This is a genomic window from Neobacillus sp. YX16, from assembly GCF_030123505.1.
Classification (GTDB): Bacteria; Bacillota; Bacilli; order Bacillales; family Cytobacillaceae; genus Neobacillus.
This window is the reverse complement of the sequence record NZ_CP126115.1, coordinates 5,202,690-5,224,931: the sequence shown is the minus strand read 5'-3', so window position 1 is coordinate 5,224,931 and position 22,242 is coordinate 5,202,690. Positions and strand designations below refer to the sequence as shown.

The window sequence follows — 22,242 nt, the reverse complement described above, 5'->3', positions numbered from 1 at the left end:
CAACAAATGAAAATCAATGTAGATGAAGAAAGTAGTTTACTAGAAGTAAAAAACCTCCGCACTGCCTTTTATGATGGAAAAACGAAAACAGAAGCAGTTCGTGGAATTGACTTTTTCGTTAAAAAGGGTGAGATTCTAGGAATCGTCGGTGAATCAGGTAGCGGAAAAAGTGTATTGGTTAAGTCGATTCTCGGTATTGTCCCTTCAAATGCAAAAGTAGATACTGGGGAAGTTATTTTGGATGGCAGGCATATTGAAGGCTTATCCAGGAAAGAAAAAAGGTTGATTCGAGGGAAGGATATTGCGATGATCTTCCAAGATCCAATGACCGCTCTTAATCCCTTAAAAAAAGCTGGTGATCACCTAATTGAATTATTAGTCAGAGTGAGAGGTATAAAAAAGAAGGAAGCCAAACAAGAGGCAATTGAACTTCTGAGAATGGTAGGTATTCCTTCTCCTGAAACAAGAGTTGACCAATACCCACATGAATTTAGCGGCGGGATGAGACAGAGGGTACTGATTGCAATGGCAATAGCTTGTAACCCCAAGCTATTAATTGCTGATGAGCCAACAACAGCCCTTGATGTAACGATTCAAGCACAAATTCTTGAATTACTAAAAAAGCTGCAAAAAGAAAAGGATATGTCAGTAGTGTTAATAACACATGACTTAGGGGTCGTTGCTACGATTTGCAGCCGAATTTTAGTGATGTATGCAGGAATGGTGATGGAAGAGGGAATGGCAAATGAAATCTTTTATTCTCCTAGACATCCATATACAAAAGCTTTGCTGAACTCAATTCCAAGGGTGGATGGAGAAAAAACGAGATTGAAGCCAATAAAAGGCTCAGCTCCTTCGCTAAAAAATGTGGGTAAAGGATGTCCATTTGCAGACCGGTGTGAGTTTGCATTTGATAGATGTTTCACTGAAGTACCTCAATATAATGCCTTTTCAGCGACGCAAAGATCGATGTGCTTTCTAGCGGAAGAAGAGGTGGAAAATTGATGAATGAGACACGTAAAAAGCTAGTTGAAGTAAAACATCTAAAAAAATACTTCCCAGTAAAAACTTCGATGTTTAAAAAAGGAAATCAAGTCGTAAAAGCAGTCGATGATGTATCTTTCCATATTTATAAGGGTGAGACGTTTGGTCTTGTTGGTGAGTCTGGCTGTGGCAAATCAACACTAGGGCGGACGCTTAATCGCCTGTATGACCCTACTGCAGGTGAGATTCATTTTGATGGCAGGGATATCGCGAAATTAAATAATAAAGAATTGCAGCCGTATCGCAATAGAATGCAAATGATTTTCCAAGATCCGTATTCTTCGCTTAACCCATATATGACGGTTGAAGAGATTATCGATGAACCACTAGAAATCCATACAAGACTATCTAAAAGTGAAAGAAAAGAAAAGAGTATTGATATTCTTGAGAAGGTTGGATTAAAGAAAGAAGATCTGGAAAAATTACCACACGAATTTAGTGGCGGGCAGCGGCAAAGAATCGGAATTGCGCGGGCACTTTCAATCAGTCCGGATTTTATTTTATGTGATGAAGCGATATCCGCGCTGGATGTTTCGATTCAGGCACAGGTAATAAATATGTTGGAAGACCTGCAGAGTGAACTGAATCTTACTTATTTGTTTATTGCTCATGATTTATCTATGGTACGCCATATTTCTGATCGGATTGGTGTAATGTATCTTGGGAAAATAGTAGAGATTTCAAAAAGTGAAGAGCTATATGAAAAACCGCTGCATCCATATACGCAAGCATTATTATCGGCTATTCCCATTCCAGATCCAATAAAGGCACAGAATAGTAAGAGAGAAATTATTACCGGTGAGCTTCCCAGCCCAATTGAAATGGAAAAAGGATGCCGTTTTAGATCAAGATGCCCATTTGCTAAACCAATCTGCGCAGATGCTGATCCACAATTAAAACAGGTGGATGATGAACATTATGTGGCCTGCCATTTATATTAATGAAGGGAAGTAATGTATTGTGGAAAAGGTTAAATTAGCATTAAATTATGCCCTTATGCTTGAAATGATGAAGGCTAAAGGTTATGCCAGTACAACAATTGTCGCACTCTTGAACGAGGGGGATGAAGAAATACTTGGCAGTATTGGGGATGGAATTCCAACATGGAAAACGCTGGTCGATTACTATCACCTTAATAAAGCGAAATTCCACCAGGCACTTAAAGAAGGGTATGAAATTACATTCTTGACAAAAGGCGCTCTTAAATCTCTTCTATTCATAAAGTTTGGAATGAAGGAAGGAGTGGATTTTGTTGATACTGGTGAATTTCTTGACCAAGTTACCATTACAGCAGATAACCTCGAAGCTCTACGTAGAATCATCTCGAAAAACTGGACGATAGTTTTAGAGGATGAAAATATGAATGACGAAGCATATTTGATCAAAATTGAGCTAACCTATAAACCTATATTTAATATATAGACTCTGGTATAATTAAGCGCAGTTTCCTAATTATTCTTAAATAATAATTCAAATCCCCATCTAAAAGGTGGGGATTTTTGGATTTTAGACAAAAAAACTATTGAAACAGATTTAGGAGAGGGGTTTTGCAGACGTTCGAAGTCTGCAAATAGATTATCTATTAATAGTATAAAGTTCTTTTTCAGAATTTTTATCATATCCCGCAGCTATATTTGGCAGCGGGATTTCTAAAAGGAATTTATTGTATATTTGAGAGTGTGAGTGTTAAACCTAAAATGGAAAATTTAAATTCAAGAAAGGTGGTCTAGCCATATGATTAGCTTTTTAGATTTTACCACTCCTATTGATATCAGCTTTGAAGGAGTTTCTGCTGTAGTTTTTTATTTCACTATCTATTCTTTAATTGGCTGGCTGTTAGAAAATAGCTACAGCTACATGACTAAGCGAAAATTTTTTAAACCGAATTTTTTTCACGGTCCCTTTAAGCCTATGTATGGCTTTGCCCCTGTACTTTTGGTTTATTTAATTGGTCCGGAAACAAATTGGGGAATAATCCTTTTGCTCTGTTTTTTCATTCCTACTTTTATTGAGTACATAAGTGGTGCATTGCTTCAAAAGTTTTTTCAACGTCAATGGTGGGATTATTCTGATATGCCCATGCAGATACACGGCCATATTTGTCTGCCATTTTCTCTTTGCTGGATATTGTTGTCCTTAGCTTGTATAAAATGGGTTCATCCTGCAATCGTTTCTGTTTATGGACCAGTCGAAATACTGTGGACTTGGATTTGGCCAGCGGTTATCTTATATTTCATTGCAGAATTGGCTTTGTCCATAAGAAGACACACTTCTCAAGTGTTAGAAGAAGCAAAATCACCTAACCCTATACAGTAATTAATCACCAACTCCTTCTACCTAATAAAGAAGGAGTTTTTCTTTTTAAAAAATAAAAAATGTTTGACATTCAAATATTGATTTGAATATCATATAATCAAATTAAGATTTGAATGTATGAGGTGATGGAATGAAGAATCGCGATGTTTGTGAAGTTACATGTGTAGATAGCGACAAAACCACTAAACTGCAGCCTTTAGTTGAAAACAGAAATATTTTCGAGGTTACAAAGGTATTTAAAGCTTTATCCGATGAGACACGAATGAAAATTGCTTATGCTCTCACACTTGAAGAAGAGCTTTGTGTTTGTGATGTGGCAAATATTGTAGGTGCTACAACGGCAACTGCTTCACATCATTTACGCCACTTAAAAAGCCTGGGACTTGCAAAATACCGTAAAGAAGGAAAACTAGTCTATTATTCTCTCGATGATGATCATGTGAAACAACTCATCCACATTGCCTTCGAGCATCAACAAGAGGTTGCAGGTCGACAGTAAATGGATTTAAAACGTATCGCTATAAAGAGATAAGAAAAAACTAAGAGACAACTCTAGTTGGGAGAGGGATATTTATGGGACACCATCATCACAATCATGGACATTCTCATGGCCACTCACATGGTCACGGACACGGTCATTCGCATACAAGCAATAAAAAAGCATTACTCAGTTCATTTATTTTGATCGCCGCTTTTATGGTGGTTGAAGTCATTGGGGGAATTCTAACCAATAGCTTAGCCTTATTATCTGATGCTGGTCATATGCTTAGTGATGCTGCCGCACTTGGACTTAGCTTTTTCGCCATTAAGTTAGGGGAAAAACAAGTATCACAGGAAAAAACGTACGGATACAAGCGCTTTGAAATTATTGCAGCTGCGTTAAATGGGATTACCCTCATCATCATTTCATTATATATTTTTTATGAAGCATTTCAGCGTTTCTTCGCGCCGCCAGAGGTTCAAAGTACGGGGATGTTGATGATTTCTGTAACAGGATTAGTGGTGAACATTATCGCTGCTTGGATTTTAATGAGTGGAGACAAGGATGATAACCTCAATGTCCGAAGTGCCTTTTTACATGTGCTTGGCGATATGCTTGGATCCGTTGGTGCGATTGTGGCTGCCTTACTTATTATGTTCTTCGGATGGACAATTGCAGACCCGATTGCTAGTGTCATTGTCGCTGTTTTAATCATTATTAGTGGTTTTAGAGTTACAAGAGATTCCTTCCATATTCTGATGGAAGGTGCACCAACGCAAATTGACATCCAGCAGGTTAAAGAAGCACTTAGTAAAATTCCTTTGGTGAAGGAAGTCCATGATTTGCACATTTGGACCATAACGTCTGGCTATCCAGTATTGAGCTGTCATATTACCATAGTAGATGAAGCCATCCATGATGAAGTTCTCGCTCGTTCTCAAAAAATTCTTCATGATGAATTTCATATCGAACATAGTACGATTCAAGTCGAAAAGGCTGAAATTGGCTGCCCAAGTCCGCATGGGACATGTAACTAAGGATTATCAATAACTTTTTGTTGCAATTTTGTGAATTAATTTCTAAAATATATAAACAGAAATGAATTTAATGAGGTGGACCCATTGGCTCTTGAATATGTATCGGCACTGCTTTTGCCTGGTTTACTCGTATTGCTATTTACTCGGGTCACATACAATCGGCTTATCGGCCTTGCCTTAACCGTTGGACTCATTGCTGCTTCTGTTTATAAAGGCTATACGAACACCTTCCCGCTTATCGTCGTTGACGCCTTTTCGCTCACAGCCGGCTTTTGGCTGGCAGCAAAAATGAAGCATAGAGTGGTCAAAAAAACATAAGCTCTCACCGTAGATGTAAAGTCTGTCAACTTAAAATGGCAGGCTTTTTTGCTTTATATCAAATAAACGAATGTTCGTTCGCATATTAGTGGTTTGTTTTTGGGGAATTGTGTTAGAATGATACTATTAGAATTTAAGGGATACATTTTCTAGCACCATCCCGGACCACTTGCACGTTTTTTGCTAGAAAGTGATTATTGATCGGGAGGAAAATCAGTGAAAGATCAATTTGAATTAGTTTCGAAATATTCACCGCAGGGCGATCAGCCGGAAGCGATTCGACAGTTAGTTCAGGGGATTAATGAGAATAAGCGCTATCAGACATTGCTTGGTGCGACTGGAACAGGTAAGACGTTTACTGTTTCTAATGTGATCAAAGAAGTAAATAAACCAACACTCGTCATCGCTCACAATAAAACCTTAGCGGGACAACTTTACAGCGAGTTTAAGGAATTTTTCCCAAACAATGCTGTTGAGTATTTTGTCAGTTACTACGATTATTTTCAGCCAGAAGCCTATGTTCCTTCGACAGATACATTTATTGAAAAGGATTCAAGCGTCAACGATGAAATTGATAAGCTCCGCCATTCAGCGACCTCATCGTTGTTTGAGCGCAAGGATGTCATCGTCATTGCCAGCGTATCGTGTATTTATGGTCTCGGTTCACCGGAGGAATACCGAAATATGGTGCTGTCGCTCAGGAAAGAAATGGAAATTGAGCGCAATCATTTGCTGCATCGGTTAGTTGATATCCAATATGAACGAAATGATATTGATTTTAAACGCGGTACCTTTAGAGTCCGAGGGGATGTCGTTGAAATTTTTCCAGTTTCACGAGATGAACATTGCATTCGGGTTGAATTTTTTGGTGATGAAATCGAACGAATTCGTGAAGTAGATGCCCTAACAGGGGAAATTATTGCTGAGCGTGAGCATGTGGCAATCTTCCCGGCATCCCACTTTGTTACCGGGGAAGAGAAATTAAATAAAGCCATCGAAAACATCGAAAAAGAACTTGAAGAACGTCTTGCAGAACTTCGGGAAGATAATAAATTGCTAGAAGCTCAACGCCTTGAGCAGCGAACTCGTTATGATCTTGAAATGATGCGGGAGATGGGCTTTTGCTCTGGTATCGAGAACTACTCCCGCCACTTAACACTTAGGCCTGCGGGCTCCACGCCCTATACGTTGATTGATTACTTCCCAGAAGATTTTCTAATGGTTGTGGATGAGTCACATGTTACCTTGCCTCAAGTAAGAGGGATGTTCAATGGTGATCGAGCCCGGAAACAAGTGCTTGTTGACCACGGCTTCCGTCTGCCTTCAGCGCTTGATAACCGACCGTTGACCTTTGATGAGTTTGAAAAGCATGTTCACAATGCTATCTTTGTTTCAGCTACACCAGGTCCATATGAGATAGAGCATACGCCAGAAATGGTTCAGCAAATCATTCGACCAACTGGATTACTTGACCCTACGATTGAAATTCGCCCTATCGAAGGGCAAATCGATGATATTATCGCAGAAATTCATGAACGCATAAAAGTTAATGAACGTGTGCTTATAACGACTTTAACAAAGAAAATGTCAGAGGACCTAACGGACTATTTAAAAGAAATTGGTATTAAAGTTCAATATTTGCATTCAGAAGTAAAAACACTTGAACGGATTGAGATTATTCGCGAGCTCCGGCTCGGCAAGTATGATGTCCTCGTCGGAATCAACCTGCTCAGAGAGGGACTGGATATTCCTGAGGTTTCTCTGATTACGATTCTCGATGCCGATAAGGAAGGCTTCCTCCGTTCGGAACGTTCATTAATCCAAACCATTGGCCGAGCAGCACGTAATTCCAATGGTCATGTCATTTTGTATGCGGACAAAATAACAAATTCGATGGAAATCGCGATTAATGTAACAAGAGAGCGTCGCAAAATCCAAGAAGAATATAATAAAAAGCATGGCATTACTCCTATGACGATTCAAAAGGGAATTCGCGAGGCTATTCGTGCCACCCATGCAGCCGAGGAACAGGAAGATTACAAACCAGCAGCATCCTTTGGTAAGATGTCGAAGAAGGATAGAGATAAGCTGATTGCTACAATGGAAAAAGAAATGAAAGCAGAAGCAAAAGCGCTTAATTTTGAACGTGCAGCTGAGCTTCGTGATTTATTATTAGAGTTAAAAGCGGAAGGATGACGTAACCATGGCGATGGATAAATTGATTGTAAAAGGCGCCAGAGCCCATAATTTAAAAAATATAGATGTCACCATTCCGAGAGATAAGCTTGTTGTGATCACAGGACTTTCTGGTTCAGGAAAGTCCTCCCTTGCATTTGATACGATATACGCGGAAGGACAGCGCCGCTATGTAGAGTCATTATCTGCATACGCACGACAATTCTTAGGGCAGATGGATAAACCTGATGTTGATTCCATTGAAGGATTGTCTCCTGCAATTTCAATTGATCAAAAAACAACAAGCAAAAACCCACGTTCAACCGTGGGGACGGTGACGGAAATTTATGATTATTTGCGCTTACTCTTTGCCCGCGTCGGCAGACCAACATGTCCAATCCACAATATCGAAATCTCCTCACAAACGATTGAACAAATGGTAGACAGAATCATGGAATACCCAGAGCGAACCAAAATGCAAATCCTTGCTCCCGTCATTTCTGGACGAAAAGGAATGCATGTTAAAGTATTAGAGGATATAAAAAAACAAGGTTACGTACGAGTTCGTGTCAACGGAGAAATGCTTGACCTTGGTGATGAGATTGTTTTAGACAAGAACAAAAAGCATTCCATTGAAGTTGTAATTGACCGCATAGTCGTAAAGGAAGGGATTTCCGCGAGAATTGCAGACTCGCTTGAAACGGCCTTACGTCTAGGCGAAGGAAAGGTTATTGTCGATGTTATTGGAGAAGAGGAGCTTCTTTTCAGTGAAAACCATGCCTGTCCACATTGTGGTTTTTCAATCGGTGAATTAGAACCGAGAATGTTTTCGTTTAATAGCCCTTTTGGTGCCTGTCCTGAGTGTGATGGACTTGGTTCAAAGCTCGAAGTCGATGTTGACCTTGTGATACCGAATAAGGAATTATCATTAAAACAGCATGCGATTGCTCCATGGGAGCCAACTAGCTCGCAGTATTATCCGCAGCTTCTTGAAGCGGTATGCAATCATTATGGGGTAGATATGGACATGCCTTTCAAGGACATCCCTCCCCACCTTATCGAAAAAGTTCTTTATGGATCCAAAGGTGATAAAATTTATTTCCGCTATGAGAATGATTTTGGACAGATCCGTGAAGGTCATATTGAATTTGAGGGTGTCATACGTAATGTAGAACGCCGCTATAAAGAGACCAGCTCTGATTGGATTCGGGAGCAAATGGAGAAATATATGGGCGAGCAGCCATGCCAGGTCTGTAAAGGTCATCGTTTAAAGAAGGAAACTTTAGCTGTTCTTATTTCAGGACGCCATATTTCCCAACTAACAGAGTTATCGATTGAAGAATCCAATCAGTTCTTTAATGAATTAAAATTAACGGACAAAGAAATGCAAATCGGAAAATTAATTTTCCAAGAAATTCGAGAGCGGCTTGGATTCCTTATGAATGTTGGACTAGATTACTTGAGCTTAGGACGAGCTGCAGGTACTCTTTCAGGAGGAGAAGCACAGCGGATTCGTTTGGCTACCCAAATTGGTTCTAAGTTAACAGGTGTTCTCTACATACTAGACGAACCATCGATTGGACTTCATCAACGTGATAACGACCGCTTAATAGGAACACTGCAAAACATGCGTGATATCGGAAACACCTTGATTGTGGTTGAACATGATGAAGATACGATGATAGCGGCAGATTATCTAATCGATATTGGTCCTGGTGCAGGAATCCACGGTGGACAAGTCATTGCAGCAGGAACACCCGCCGAAGTAATGGCACATCCTAATTCATTGACTGGCCAGTATTTATCAGGTAAAAGGTTTATTCCACTCCCGATAGAACGTCGCAAGCCAGATGGCAGGTATATCGAAATAAAAGGTGCCGCCGAGAACAATTTACGAAACGTAAATGCGAAAATTCCATTAGGGATGTTTATTGCCGTGACGGGTGTTTCCGGATCTGGGAAAAGTACGTTAATCAATGAAATCCTCCTTAAAACACTTTCCCAGAAGCTTAACCGTGCTAAAACAAAGCCTGGAGAACATAAGGATATCTTAGGTATTGAGAATTTAGATAAGGTAATCGACATCGACCAATCTCCAATTGGCAGAACACCACGTTCTAATCCGGCAACGTACACGGGAGTTTTTGATGATATCCGTGACTTGTTTTCGACAACGAATGAAGCGAAGGTCCGCGGCTATAAAAAAGGACGTTTTAGCTTTAATGTTAAGGGCGGCCGTTGTGAAGCCTGCCGTGGCGATGGAATTATCAAAATTGAAATGCATTTCCTGCCTGACGTCTATGTTCCATGTGAGGTTTGTCATGGAAAGCGATATAACCGTGAGACACTTGAGGTAAAATATAAAGGGAAGAGCATTTCTGAAATTCTTGATATGACCGTCGAAACAGCAGTAGAATTTTTTGAGAATGTTCCTAAAATCAGCCGAAAGCTGCAAACCATCAAGGATGTAGGTTTAGGTTATATAACACTCGGTCAGCCTGCTACCACTCTGTCAGGCGGGGAAGCACAGCGTGTGAAGCTAGCGTCTGAACTTCATAAACGTTCAAACGGTAAATCCTTCTATATTTTAGATGAACCGACAACAGGTCTTCATGTTGACGATATTTCTAGATTATTAGTCGTCCTTCAGAGACTCGTTGAAAATGGCGACACCGTACTCGTTATTGAGCACAATTTAGATGTCATTAAAGCAACTGACTACATTATTGACCTTGGTCCAGAGGGTGGAGACAAGGGCGGTACGATTGTCGCTACCGGAACACCTGAAAAGGTAGCTGATGCGCCAGGATCTTATACAGGCAAATACTTAAAACCGATTTTAGAGCGAGACCGGTTACGAATGAAAGAGCAAATACATGAAAAAGAGACGATTGGAAAAAGCTAAAACCTTGCGTTTTAGCTTTTTTTATAGATATGTTGAAACTTTCATATTCCCCATACGTAAATATTCAATAAGGGGGAGTGATTATCAATGGATACTCGAAAGGTTCTTTCAGGATTATGTTACTTTAGTATTTTCTTTGCAGGAATTCTGTTTCCGTTTGTTGTAATGCTTGCATCTGGAGACGACGTAACGAAAAGCCATGCGAAAAAGGCATTCTTATCGCATTTAATCCCACTTATACCTGTACCACTGCTTATATTCGCTATTTTTAGTGATCTTAATGCTATAAACAATGATGCCATTCCTGTTTTTACACTAGTTTCGGCCGGTATATTAATCTTAATTAGTCTAATTGTCACCATCTGGAATGTGATAAAAGGCGTAAAAGCCTTAATGATGGAATAGGATCTAATGAAATACATTTATTGGAGTGGATAACAATGAAGGAAGAACGTAAAAGAATATTAAAAATGGTTGAGGATGGAAAGCTTAATGTTGATGAGGCATTAACTTTACTAGAAGAACTTGAAAAAGCTGGGCAAACGATGGATCAAAAGCAAGAACAAATTGCACAAGAAATCTCGACTGCCTTTAAGTTCGAAGAAGCAAAGAAGGAAGAGTCGACACATGGAAAAGTTCACTCAGCAAAGGATAAAATTTTTGATTTTGTCGATAATGCTTTGAAAAAAATTAAGGACCTAGACTTTGATTTGAATTTCGGTCAGTCTGTTGAAATTTCGCATATCTTTCATCAGGGCGATGTATACTTACGTGAAATGGATATTGATCTCGCCAATGGCTCACTCAAACTTGTTCCTTGGGATCAAAATGATGTTCGGATTGAATGCCAGGCAAAGGTATATCGTGTAGAGAACTCAGAACAAGCTCGGGAAAACTTTTTGAAGGATGTCCTCTTTGCGATTGATGGACAAAAATTGCGGTTCATGACTCAGCAAAAATGGATGAAGGTCGACGCGGTAGTTTATGTTCCTCAAGCTGAATATGAACGCGTTCGTGTAAGAATGTTCAATGGCCCTATATCAGGTGAAGAATTAACGATAGGTGATTTGCGTATGAAAACAGCCAATGGGAAAATTGAACTCGCTCGTTTAAACGGGAAAAGGGCAGAAATTGAAACAGCTAATGGTCATATTACCCTTCAGACGAGTGCAATTGATGCCCTTGAAGTTGAAACCATAAATGGTGCCATTAAGCTCGATGGTGACTTTAGAAAGGTTGAAACGCAAACGTTAAACGGGAATACTACCTATAACTTAACGGGATCTCGCTGTGAATTAATTGCGGCTAAAGCAACGACAGGCGGAATTGATTTGTATATTCCTGATGGAGTGGCTGCTAGTGGCGAATTAAAAACAAATCTCGGCGGCTTTAATATTAAGCTTGATGGAATTCAGGTCCTTGAGGAAAAAAGTGAAATGATTCAAAAAATGCTTCGCTTTCAATCGGTTAATCATCCTGACCGCATGTTAAAGGTATTTGTCGATACGAAAACAGGATCGATTACACTCCATAAATCGGATGAGGTAAGCAATTAATAGGAGATTTGATAAATGAAATGGTTGATTGGAATCTTAATCAATGGTGTTTTGTTCATGGCAATTGCAGGCTACTTTTCTGAAAGCTTTGCGCTGGAGGGATTTGCGGCAGCCCTTTCAGCAAGCTTTTTATTATCGATAATAAATATCATCGTTCGCCCGATTCTAGTAATTTTAACCTTACCTGCAACAATTTTAACATTAGGTCTATTCTTATTTGTTATTAATGCGATAACTCTTGAGATAACCGATTATTTGATGGGGGACGCGTTTGAAATTGCAGGTTTCGGAATGGCATTATTAGCCTCTGTTATCATGTCAATATTCACACTGGTTCTGGATAAAACACTTCTTAAACCATCTAAAAAAAACTAGCGCATCCATCTTGCGCTAGTTTTTGCTGTTAATCAGTCAGAATAAACGCTTGGTATCCTTTGGCTTTTAAGCGTGCTACGAGAGCTTCTGCATTTTTTCGTTCAGAGAAAGCACCAGCTTGTACTTTGTATAAGCCATCAGAAAAAACAAATGCTTCAAATCCATCGGATTTTAGCTTCGTAACGTGCGCATCTGCATTGCTCTTTTCGGAAAAAGCACCAGCTTGAACTCTAAATAAATCTGAACGAACAGGCGGGGTAGGATTACTTGGCGGGTTAGGTGTAGGAGGTTTTGGTGTTGGTGCAGTCTGTTTTTTGGTCAAATTATATTGGGCTGCAAGTGCATTGACAATGGCTTGAGCACATTTTCTTTGGTAATCATCTGTACGCATTAGCCCTGCTTCATTTCTATTGGTCATAAAGCCACATTCAACAAGAATGGCAGGCATATTTGTTTCACGAAGTACGTGGAAATTTGCGGTTTTAACGCCGCGACTTCTAAGACCTGTTAACGAGACCATATTGTTTTGAACCTTTTGTGCTAATTGATAAGTCTCCTGATGATTCGTCGTATATACGTAGGTCTCAATTCCGTTAGCGTCATTCCAGGTGGATCCATAGGCGTTAGCGTGAATGGACACATACGCATCGACATTTAGACGGTTGGCAGCATTTGTCCGCTCTTGCAACGGAACATCTCGGTCATCAGAGTGGGCAAAATAGACGGTAACATTTTGATAGGAGGTTAGCATGTCTCTCGCAAAAGCGGCTACCTTTCTGGTGAATTCGTATTCCCGCATTCCATCAATCGTTCTTTTTCCAGCTGTGTTATAGCCGTGGCCCGCATCGAGCATGAATTTCATTTTTATCACTCTCCTTATGTCATGAATATTTAGCTCACTATTATCATATGGGTAAAAAGCAAAAGTGGACACAATTTGTGAAAAAAAAAGCAATTGACCTATTGAAGGTCAATTGCTTTTTACTGTCTAGCTGCAGCGCCTAGGGGCTCGGGGTCATAAGCCAATCCGTCAAGAAGGTAAAGACCAACCTTCTCGCCGGCTCGTCTTATGCCTGTCGCCCCTAAGCAAGGCGCTTTCGCTTTTCTTAGCGTTTCATGGTATGAACAAAGCGATATCGATCTGCACGGAAGGTCGACTTTACCAATTCAAAGGGTATTCCCTCTTGTAAATAAGAAATCCGCTCTATCAAAAGGATGGGGTCGCCGATATTAATTTCCAAGGTTTCTGAGTCAAGAGTATCAGCTGTAGATGCTTCAATTTCCTGAGTCGCTTCCCTTATCGAAAGAGCAAGATTTTCCTCGATGTATTGGTAAAGAGACAGGTTGCTGTTTTCTTCTGTCAGCCCTGGAACAATTTCGACAGGGATATAGGCCGTTTCAAGTGCCATTGGGGCACCATCCGCTAAACGAATCCGCTTTATTTTATAAATAGAGTCAGCTTCTTCTATCCTAAGGGCAAGAGCTGACTTTTTGTCAGCAGGGATGATTTGAAAGGATAACAAGATGCTGCTTGGGTTCATTCCCCTTGAGAGCATGTCCTCCGTAAAACTTGTCATTCCCTGTAATTCTTGTTCAACCTTTTTCTTAGTAACAAATGTGCCTCTGCCTTTTTGTCTTTTTAAATAGCCTTCCGAAACCAGATTATTAATGGCCTGTCTGACTGTCATTCGGCTTATTTGGAACCGCTCTGCAAATTCCCGTTCCGAGGGAATGACACTTTCTTCCTTTAAAACGCCATTCTCTATTTGCTGTTTAATGTACTCTTCTAGTTGATGATAAATGGGAACCGGTGAATTTTTGTTTATCATTTAAACACCTCCTCGGAAGAAAAGTACTAGATATATTTTAATGCATCTCTATCAGCAATGACAGTTACATTTTCATGGTACTTTAGTGCAGAGGCAGGGAAATCCTCGCTTATTTCTCCATTAACAAACCTGTTTAATGCTTCGGCTTTTCTTTCTCCTGAAACTAGCAGGAGAATTTCTTTGCTATCAAGGATGGAAGCAATCCCCATGGTAATCGCATGTGTAGGCACTTCTTCAAGAGAGTTGAAAAATCTTGAGTTCGCTTCCCTTGTATTTTGGGCTAACGTTACGATATGAGTTCTGCTGCTAAAGGCAGTCCCTGGTTCGTTAAAACCAATATGGCCATTTTGTCCGATACCGAGAAGTTGCAGGTCAACTCCTCCGAGCTCTTTAATGAGCTGTTCATAACGAAGACATTCCTGTTCTAAATCGCTTGCTGTACCATTTGGAATATGAGTATCATTTTCGCTAATATCCAAATGTTTAAATAAAGTTTGGTTCATGAAATAATGGTAGCTATTTGGGTCCTTTGCAGGAAGTCCGATATATTCATCTAAATTGACAGATTTAACCTTCGTATACGTTGTTCTATTCGCCTCATGATCCTGGATTAAATAATCATAAACACCTTTTGGGGTGCTCCCTGTTGCCAATCCCAGCGTTAGGATTGGGTTAGAACGTACTTTGTCTACGATGATTTTTCCAGCCTCTAAGCTCATCTCTGCATAATTTTCTGTACGAATTAATTTCATGTTATTACCCCTTTTTATATGCAATTTCCCCACGGCAGATTGTCAGTTCAACTTGATATGCATTCGATAAAATCGCTATATCCGCATCTTTTCCTACGGAAATACTTCCTTTAGTGTCATAGACTTTCAATTGTTTGGCAGGATTCACACTAGCCATTTGTACAGCTTCTGGTAGAGAAATATCTGCAGCTTCTAGGATGTTTTTTATTGAGTCGTTCATTTTTAAAATACTGCCAGCAAGTGTTCCGTCGGCTAGAAGAGCCTTTCCATCTGCAACGGATACATCCTGCCCACCAAGATCATAAATTCCATTTTTAAGACATTTTGCCCTCATTGCGTCCGTTATTAAAATCATGCCCTCTGTTCCTTTAGCATTAATGACAAGCTTCATTACCTCTGGACGAACATGAATCCCATCAGCAATTAATTCCACCATTAATTCTTTAAAAAGAAGAGCGGAACCGGCAACCCCAGGTTCACGATGATGGATTCCTCTCATGCCATTAAATAAATGTGTCACCTGTTTGGCTCCTGCCTCAACGGCCTTTTCCATCTCTTCGTAAATTGCGTCGGAGTGACCAATAGAAGCAATCACATCATTTTCATGTAAATAGGTAACAAAGTTTGTCCCGTTCTCAAGTTCAGGGGCAACCGTTACTAATTTAATGCTTCCTTCAGCAAGCTCTTGCCAATGCTTAAATAATTCAATATCAGGATCGATAATGTATTCCTTCGGCTGTGCTCCGGCTCGTTTTGCATTGATAAACGGACCTTCTAAATGAACGCCGAGAATGTCTGATTTACCAGAGTCATTGTGTCCTTTTAGGTAAAGTGCTGCATTTTTTAGAGCATTTTCGATACTTTCGTGTTTTTGGGTAATGGTTGTGGCTAAAAAGCTTGTCGTGCCTTCAGCCGGGAGTGCTCTAGCCATTGTTTCTAACGCTTCTATCGTCGCATCCATGGTATCTGAACCTGCAGCTCCATGAATATGGACATCAATAAAACCGGGAACTACATGTTGGTCCTTAGAAATTTCTATTTTCTCAACATCTTTTAAATGGGAAGGAAGAGCTTCAATGGGACCAATATCTTTGATTTTTCCATGTTCAATATTAATATAGATAGATTCTGCTACTTCATTTTCTAAAACTGCCTTGCCATGAACCATTAAAAGTAGGCTCAAAATCTTCATCTCCATTTCAAAAATAGTACCTTTATGAGTTTATTATAGCTTCGTGTGGAATAGTTGTCTATACCAGTTGAGTGTTTCATTCTTATTAATTTTTCCCATTTAATGCAGATTGTATTAAAAACCGAATAACTTCCATTTGGTTATGAAAATTAATTAAATAATGCTAAAATAAGAAGAAATTAATTTAGTTAAGCCATGTTGACTGTCTAGCTGCAGCGCCAAGGGGCTCGGGGGAAAATGAAAAACCACTTTTTCCTCGGTCATAAGCCAATCCGTCAAAAAGGTATAGAACAACCTTTTCGCCGGCTTGTCTTATGCCTGTCGCCCCTGTGCAAGGCGCTTCCGCTTTTCGGATAAGGAGGAAAACTTTTGCCAAAGGTACGCACAAAGGATATTCATGAAAGATTTCATTTGGAATTAGTTAGCGGGGAAGAGGGAATAAATCGTCCGATTACTACAAGTGATATTTCTAGGCCGGGGATTGAATTGGCTGGATATTTCGAATATTATCCTGCTGAACGAATCCAATTATTAGGAAAAACAGAGTTATCCTTTTTTGAGAAATTATCACAATCTGAACGGATAACAAGAATGGAACGGTTATGCACAGACATTACACCGGCGATTATCGTTACTAGAGGACTTGAGGTCCCGAAGGAGCTTATCGAAGCCTCTGAACGTGAATCTGTTCCATTGCTGCAATCTAACATGAAAACAACACGTTTTTCAAGCCGGTTAACAAACTTTTTAGAAAGTAAGCTTGCACCGACCACTGCTGTACATGGGGTGTTAGTCGACATCTATGGGATTGGGGTATTAATTACCGGGAAAAGTGGTGTTGGTAAAAGTGAAACAGCATTAGAGCTGGTTAAACGCGGGCACAGACTTGTCGCTGATGACTGTGTAGAGATTCGACAGGAAGATCAAGATACACTTGTTGGAACCTCTCCAGATCTAATTGAGCATTTATTAGAAATTCGCGGACTAGGGATTATTAATGTCATGACTCTTTTTGGAGCTGGCGCCGTTCGCAGCAATAAACGAATTACGCTAGTTATTAACCTAGAAATTTGGGATGCCGCGAAGCAATATGACCGTCTAGGTTTAGATGATGAAAAAATGAAAATCATTGATACGGAGATTACAAAAATCACCGTTCCGGTCCGTCCTGGCCGAAACCTGGCTGTCATTATTGAAGTAGCCGCAATGAACTATCGACTAAAAAGAATGGGCGTCAATGCTGCACAGCAATTTACAGAACGCCTATCTGATGTTATTGAGGACGGAGAACACGAGGAATAATTTAAAAAAGGAGACATGGTATGAATTCAACTATACAGCCGCTTGACCCAATCGCATTTTCCTTAGGACCGATTTCAGTACATTGGTATGGTCTTATTATTGGATCCGGTTTAGCATTGGCACTTTTTCTTGCTATTAGAGAAGGCGATAAGCGGGGACTTCCAAAGGATACCTTTGCAGACTTAATGCTTTGGGCAATCCCTATTGCCATCCTTTCTGCACGATTATATTATGTTATTTTTGAATGGGGCTATTATTCACAGCATCCAGGTCAAATCATTCAGATTTGGAATGGCGGCATTGCTATCCATGGAGCACTAATTGGTTCCGTTGTAACAGCCTATGTTTTTGCTAAAAAACGTGGGATTTCGTTTTGGAAAATTGCCGATATTGCTGCACCAAGTATTATTTTAGGTCAAGCCATCGGCCGGTGGGGAAATTTCATGAATCAGGAAGCACACGGAGGTGAAGTCACTAGGACTTTCCTCGAAAACCTCCAGCTGCCTGAATTTATCATTAATCAAATGTATATTAATGGTGCCTATTATCACCCGACCTTCTTATATGAGTCTATTTGGAATATCGTTGGATTTGCTATCTTAATAATGCTTAGACGTGTGAACCTTCGCCGCGGGGAGCTATTTCTAACTTATGTAATTTGGTATTCTGTTGGTCGTTTCTTCATAGAAGGCTTAAGAACAGATAGTTTAATGCTAGGCGGACTGAGGATGGCACAATCCATCTCAATCGCTTTAATTATAGGTGCTGTATTAATCCTGATTTACCGTAGAAAGAAGAATCTAGCAAAAGACAGATACTTAGACAAAAACAATCAAGCTTTAACGCACTAAGAAGGAGAAATCGGAGAAATGATTAACTCAATTAAAAAGGGTTTTCAGGTGGGGATCAAAACAACATGGACCTTGGGGAAAATTATTTTTCCAGTAACCCTGATTGTGGCTTTGCTGCAGTATAGCCCCGTCCTACCATGGGTAATTGAGGCAATTTCACCAATGATGAAATTGCTTGGCTTGTCAGGAGATGCTGCAATACCGCTCGTCTTGGGGAACTTCCTCAATCTATATGCGGCGATTGGTGCTATCCTAACCCTGGATTTTTCTGTAAAAGAAGTATTTATTTTAGCTGTTATGCTCTCATTTTCTCATAATTTAATTGTAGAATCGGGCGTTGCTATGAAAGTGGGCGTAAAGCTTTGGCTGGTCCTCGTAACAAGACTGGGACTTGCGTTTGCTTCTGCAATCATAATCAACTTAGTATGGCAGGGAGGCAGCGAGACTGCCCAATATGGCATGATTCAAGCAAAAAGTGATGAACAAATTTCGGGAATTGGTTCGATTTTACTCGCAGCGATTGAAAAAGCGGGACTAGGAATTCTGCAATTATCGATGATTGTCATCCCGTTGATGATCGTTATTCAAATTTTAAAAGACTTGCAATGGCTAAAGAAGTTTTCAAATGGGATGTCTCCCATAACGAAGAGTCTAGGGATGAATGAAAATACTTCTACGACCATGGCTGCGGGTTTGTTATTTGGGCTCGCCTATGGTGCAGGAGTAGTGATTCAGGCAGTGGAGGAAGATGGAGTGAGTAAAAGGGATTTAACGCTCGCTTTTATTTTTCTAATGGCCTGCCACGCAGTTGTGGAAGATACGCTAATCTTTATCCCACTTGGAATCCCAGTCTGGCCGCTCTTTTTAATTCGTATTGGTGTGGCTATCGCACTGACATTGATTGTCGGGTTCTTTTGGAAACGGTCAGGCATCTTGAGTAGAAAGGAAGCAGAACCAACTTATGAAAAGTAATATAAATACGATACTATTTGACTTAGATGGAACGTTAATTGATACCAATGAATTAATCATTTCTACTTATTTACACACACTTGAAAAATACTATCCAGGCAAATACACCCGGGAGGATGTCTTACCGTTTCTAGGCCCAACCCTTCACGATGTTTTTGGGAAAATGGATCCCGACCGAGTCGAGGAAATGGTCTTAGAATACCGCACCTACAATCTTGCAAATCACGATGCACTGGTGAAAGAATTTGTAGGTGTTATGGAAACAATAGAGACATTAAAGAAAAAGGGTTATAAGCTAGCAATCGTGACGACGAAACGTGAGGATGTAGCTTTTAAAGGTCTTCGCTTGATGAAACTTGATTCCTATTTTGATGTTATGATTGCTTACGATCATGTGAAAAAAGTGAAGCCAGATCCCGAACCTATATTCTTAGCACTTGAAAAATTAGGTTCAAAGCCAGAGGAAGCCTTAATGGTAGGAGATAATTTTCACGACGTGCTGGCCGGCAAAAATGCTGGTACGAAAACAGCTGGTGTTGCTTGGTCCATAAAAGGAAGAGAGTATCTGGCAAAATATGAACCAGATTTCATGTTAGAAAACATGACGGATTTATTAAGTATTCTCGGAGAGGGATAAGAATGAGGAACACCACCCGCTACCCTGTTGAAGGGGCAAACTCCTTGTGGCATGTCTATAAAACCGTTCCATTCTGGAAAGTTGTGAAAAATTTCATGGTGATCCAACTTGCCCGTTACACCCCATTTCTAGGGATGAAGAATTGGCTTTATCGTACTTTCTTAGGACTGAGGGTGGGAGATCAGACTTCCTTCGCCTTAATGGTCATGCTTGATGTAATGTTTCCTGAGAAAATCAGTGTCGGACGAAACACGGTTATTGGATACAATACAACCATACTTGCTCATGAATATTTGATAAAAGAGTACCGCCTTGGACCTGTTGATATTGGCAGTGAAGTGATGATTGGTGCGAATTCAACCATCCTTCCAGGGGTACGTATTGGTGACGGAGCCATTGTTTCCGCTGGGACACTTGTTCATAAAGATGTCCCAGCAGGTGCATTCGTTGGCGGCAACCCGATGCGGATCATCTATTCAAAAGAAGAAATGGAAAAACGCTGGGCCGAAGATCCGATTTATGGGAAAAAGAATAACGAATAACAGAGGCTGGGTTTTTGTAACCTGGCTTTTTTTACATAATATTGGTTTGTGCGGGATTATAGTTATCAGTTGACGAAAATTAAACAAAAAGGTAAACTTTAATTTATTAGCACATTAGCGAACTAAAGGATTCTGAAAATAAAGGATGATTTGGATGAGCCGTTTATTTATGTTTGAAAAGCCTTTAGGCATGAGAGATACGCTTCCAGAATTATATGAAAAGAAACACCGTGTTCGTACCCTTATGGAAGACTCAATTAAACAGTGGGGATATCAATTTATTGACACACCTACTTTAGAATACTATGAAACCGTTGGAACAGCCTCCGCCATACTTGACCCGGAGCTTTTCAAATTACTTGATAAAGATGGGCATACCCTAGTGCTTCGTCCGGATATGACGGCTCCGATTGCCAGGGTGGCAGCCTCGCGTCTGTTAGAAAATGACCTCCCGCTTCGCTTGGCATATGCCGGAAATGTATACAGGGCACAGCAGCGTGAAGGCGGCAGACCGGCAGAGTTTGAGCAAATCGGTGTAGAGTACATTAATGATGATACCGTTTCAAGCGATGGTGAGGTAATCGCATTGCTTGTTTCATCTTTAAAGAAGGCAGGGCTTAGCCAATTTCAAGTATCAGTTGGACATATTGGATTTGCACAAGAATTATTTAAGCAAATCTTAGGAACAAATGGACGTGCCAATGCACTTAGACGTTTTTTATATGAAAAGAATTTTGTTGGTTATCGTGAGCAAGTAAACTCCTATTCTCTATCCTCCATTGATAAGCAGCGACTGCTTCAGCTGCTGGAATTGAGGGGCGGTAATGAGGTAATTGGTAAAGCACTTGATATCGTTGAGGATGGCTATGGAAAGGAATCCTTGATAGAACTGAAGGAATTGTGGGAGGTAATCACAGACTATGGCTTAAGGGACTTTGTAAAATTTGATTTTACCATTGTCAGCCATATGAGTTATTATTCCGGAATTTTATTTGAAGCCTATGCCGGAAATGTCGGCTTTCCAATTGGAAATGGCGGACGTTACGGATTGATTGAGAAATTTGGAAAAAAAGCGAGTGCCACTGGTTTTGCCGTTAGGCTTGATAAGCTTCTTGAGGCGATGGGTCCGCAAGATGTCACTAGTACCGTGGAGTGTATTTTTTTCAGCCAGGAAAGACGTAAGGAAGCCTTTCAGTTAGCTGAAACCATGAAGGCAGAAGGAAAGAAAACCGTTCTGCAAGATATTAATGGTGTGAAAAATCTTGATGCTTATACAAAGAAGTTTGCCAATACCACCTTTTTAATCGGGGGGGCTTAAAATGAATACAAAATTAACGATAGCAATGCCAAAAGGGAGGATTTTTGAAGAAGCTTTAGAATTGCTCCGGAAAGCTGGCTATAACCTTCCACCAGAATTCGATGATTCCCGAAAATTAATTCTAGATGTTGAAGCGGAGAACATGCGCTTTATTCTCGCAAAGCCAATGGATGTAGCTACATATGTTGAGCACGGGGTTGCAGATGTTGGGATCGCAGGTAAGGACGTTTTACTTGAAGAAGAACGAGATGTATACGAACTGCTGGATTTACAAATCAGCGCCTGCTATTTGGCAGTTGCCGGTCTGCCCGGGACAGCCATGAATGATGTTGCACCAAAAGTGGCAACGAAATATCCTAATGTGGCGGCTGCTTATTTTCGCGAGCAGGGCGAACAGGTTGAAATCATTAAATTAAATGGTTCCATTGAGCTTGCGCCCTTAATCGGATTAGCGGATCGAATTGTTGATATTGTTTCAACAGGCAGGACACTTGTCGAAAATGGTCTGGTGGAATTTGAAAGAATTAAAGATGTGACATCTAGGCTCATCGTTAATCCCGTAAGTTACCGGATCAAAGACGAACGGATTAACGAATTAGTTACAAGGCTAAGCGGCGTTGTCTCCTTGGAGGTAAAATAG

The 22,242-nt window shown here is 40.3% G+C and carries 23 protein-coding genes; 19 read left to right on the top strand and 4 right to left on the bottom strand.

Annotated features, from left to right (window positions below; translation table 11 throughout):
* The first annotated feature begins 6 nt into the window (after nt 1–6).
* The 12 genes from QNH48_RS25915 (at nt 7) to QNH48_RS25860 (ending at nt 12,207) form a co-directional block, all read left to right on the top strand.
* Nucleotides 7–1,005 carry an ABC transporter ATP-binding protein gene (locus tag QNH48_RS25915; protein ID WP_283952563.1) on the top strand — a complete coding sequence of 333 codons (999 nt, stop codon included), beginning with the start codon at nt 7–9 and terminating at the stop codon, nt 1,003–1,005.
* Nucleotides 1,005–1,985 (top strand): ABC transporter ATP-binding protein, encoded by a 981-nt coding sequence (locus QNH48_RS25910; RefSeq protein ID WP_283952562.1) that lies wholly within the window; start codon nt 1,005–1,007, stop codon nt 1,983–1,985. The genes QNH48_RS25915 and QNH48_RS25910 overlap by 1 nt, the downstream gene beginning before the upstream one ends.
* Nucleotides 1,986–2,004: 19 nt before the next feature.
* On the top strand, nt 2,005–2,466 hold the full coding sequence (locus tag QNH48_RS25905; RefSeq protein ID WP_283952561.1) for a hypothetical protein: 462 nt from the start codon (nt 2,005–2,007) through the stop codon (nt 2,464–2,466).
* Nucleotides 2,467–2,778: 312 nt separating this feature from the next.
* The gene (locus QNH48_RS25900; RefSeq protein WP_283952560.1) at nt 2,779–3,360 is read left to right on the top strand and encodes a putative ABC transporter permease; all 582 of its coding nucleotides are present in this window, start codon (nt 2,779–2,781) and stop codon (nt 3,358–3,360) included.
* A gap of 130 nt (nt 3,361–3,490) precedes the next feature.
* The gene (locus QNH48_RS25895; protein ID WP_283952559.1) at nt 3,491–3,859 is read left to right on the top strand and encodes an ArsR/SmtB family transcription factor; all 369 of its coding nucleotides are present in this window, start codon (nt 3,491–3,493) and stop codon (nt 3,857–3,859) included.
* Between the two features lie 74 nt (nt 3,860–3,933).
* Nucleotides 3,934–4,878 (top strand): cation diffusion facilitator family transporter, encoded by a 945-nt coding sequence (locus QNH48_RS25890; RefSeq protein ID WP_283952558.1) that lies wholly within the window; start codon nt 3,934–3,936, stop codon nt 4,876–4,878.
* Between the two features lie 84 nt (nt 4,879–4,962).
* On the top strand, nt 4,963–5,196 hold the full coding sequence (locus QNH48_RS25885; RefSeq protein WP_283952557.1) for a DUF2198 family protein: 234 nt from the start codon (nt 4,963–4,965) through the stop codon (nt 5,194–5,196).
* Between the two features lie 216 nt (nt 5,197–5,412).
* Nucleotides 5,413–7,392: an excinuclease ABC subunit UvrB gene (gene uvrB / locus QNH48_RS25880; protein ID WP_283952556.1), complete on the top strand. Its 1,980-nt coding sequence runs from the start codon at nt 5,413–5,415 to the stop codon at nt 7,390–7,392.
* Between the two features lie 7 nt (nt 7,393–7,399).
* Nucleotides 7,400–10,276 carry an excinuclease ABC subunit UvrA gene (uvrA, locus tag QNH48_RS25875; protein ID WP_283952555.1) on the top strand — a complete coding sequence of 959 codons (2,877 nt, stop codon included), beginning with the start codon at nt 7,400–7,402 and terminating at the stop codon, nt 10,274–10,276.
* Nucleotides 10,277–10,363: 87 nt separating this feature from the next.
* Nucleotides 10,364–10,681 carry a magnetosome magnetite crystal formation protein family gene (locus QNH48_RS25870; protein ID WP_283952554.1) on the top strand — a complete coding sequence of 106 codons (318 nt, stop codon included), beginning with the start codon at nt 10,364–10,366 and terminating at the stop codon, nt 10,679–10,681.
* Nucleotides 10,682–10,716: 35 nt separating this feature from the next.
* Nucleotides 10,717–11,832, top strand: a complete 1,116-nt coding sequence (locus QNH48_RS25865) for a DUF4097 family beta strand repeat-containing protein (protein ID WP_283952553.1) — start codon at nt 10,717–10,719, stop codon at nt 11,830–11,832.
* 15 nt (nt 11,833–11,847) lie between these two features.
* Entirely contained in the window at nt 11,848–12,207 is a 360-nt protein-coding gene (locus QNH48_RS25860; protein ID WP_095246646.1) for a phage holin family protein, read from the top strand.
* 28 nt (nt 12,208–12,235) lie between these two features.
* Here the strand turns inward: QNH48_RS25860 and QNH48_RS25855 are convergent, their stop codons facing one another.
* The 4 genes from QNH48_RS25855 to nagA form a co-directional block, all read right to left on the bottom strand.
* The gene (locus QNH48_RS25855; RefSeq protein ID WP_095246647.1) at nt 12,236–13,069 is read right to left on the bottom strand and encodes an N-acetylmuramoyl-L-alanine amidase; all 834 of its coding nucleotides are present in this window, start codon (nt 13,067–13,069) and stop codon (nt 12,236–12,238) included.
* A gap of 244 nt (nt 13,070–13,313) precedes the next feature.
* Nucleotides 13,314–14,036 carry a GntR family transcriptional regulator gene (locus QNH48_RS25850; protein WP_283952552.1) on the bottom strand — a complete coding sequence of 241 codons (723 nt, stop codon included), beginning with the start codon at nt 14,034–14,036 and terminating at the stop codon, nt 13,314–13,316.
* Between the two features lie 26 nt (nt 14,037–14,062).
* Nucleotides 14,063–14,788 carry a glucosamine-6-phosphate deaminase gene (nagB, locus tag QNH48_RS25845; protein ID WP_283952551.1) on the bottom strand — a complete coding sequence of 242 codons (726 nt, stop codon included), beginning with the start codon at nt 14,786–14,788 and terminating at the stop codon, nt 14,063–14,065.
* 4 nt (nt 14,789–14,792) lie between these two features.
* Nucleotides 14,793–15,980: an N-acetylglucosamine-6-phosphate deacetylase gene (gene nagA / locus QNH48_RS25840; protein ID WP_283952550.1), complete on the bottom strand. Its 1,188-nt coding sequence runs from the start codon at nt 15,978–15,980 to the stop codon at nt 14,793–14,795.
* Between the two features lie 369 nt (nt 15,981–16,349).
* Between nagA and hprK the strand changes: the two genes are divergently transcribed.
* The 7 genes from hprK (at nt 16,350) to hisG (ending at nt 22,242) form a co-directional block, all read left to right on the top strand.
* Nucleotides 16,350–17,282, top strand: coding sequence for an HPr(Ser) kinase/phosphatase (gene hprK, locus QNH48_RS25835; protein ID WP_133369059.1), 933 nt, complete (start codon nt 16,350–16,352; stop codon nt 17,280–17,282).
* 20 nt (nt 17,283–17,302) lie between these two features.
* A complete protein-coding gene (gene lgt / locus QNH48_RS25830; protein WP_283952549.1) occupies nt 17,303–18,133 on the top strand; it encodes a prolipoprotein diacylglyceryl transferase in 831 nt (276 codons plus the stop codon).
* An 18-nt stretch (nt 18,134–18,151) separates the two neighbouring features.
* Nucleotides 18,152–19,105: a nucleoside recognition domain-containing protein gene (locus QNH48_RS25825; RefSeq protein WP_283952548.1), complete on the top strand. Its 954-nt coding sequence runs from the start codon at nt 18,152–18,154 to the stop codon at nt 19,103–19,105.
* Entirely contained in the window at nt 19,095–19,742 is a 648-nt protein-coding gene (gene ppaX / locus QNH48_RS25820; RefSeq protein WP_283952547.1) for a pyrophosphatase PpaX, read from the top strand. The genes QNH48_RS25825 and ppaX overlap by 11 nt, the downstream gene beginning before the upstream one ends.
* 2 nt (nt 19,743–19,744) lie before the next feature.
* Nucleotides 19,745–20,284, top strand: coding sequence for an acyltransferase (locus QNH48_RS25815; RefSeq protein ID WP_283952546.1), 540 nt, complete (start codon nt 19,745–19,747; stop codon nt 20,282–20,284).
* Nucleotides 20,285–20,438: 154 nt separating this feature from the next.
* Nucleotides 20,439–21,602, top strand: a complete 1,164-nt coding sequence (locus QNH48_RS25810) for an ATP phosphoribosyltransferase regulatory subunit (protein WP_283952545.1) — start codon at nt 20,439–20,441, stop codon at nt 21,600–21,602.
* 1 nt (nt 21,603) lies between these two features.
* Nucleotides 21,604–22,242 carry an ATP phosphoribosyltransferase gene (gene hisG, locus QNH48_RS25805; RefSeq protein WP_133369065.1) on the top strand — a complete coding sequence of 213 codons (639 nt, stop codon included), beginning with the start codon at nt 21,604–21,606 and terminating at the stop codon, nt 22,240–22,242.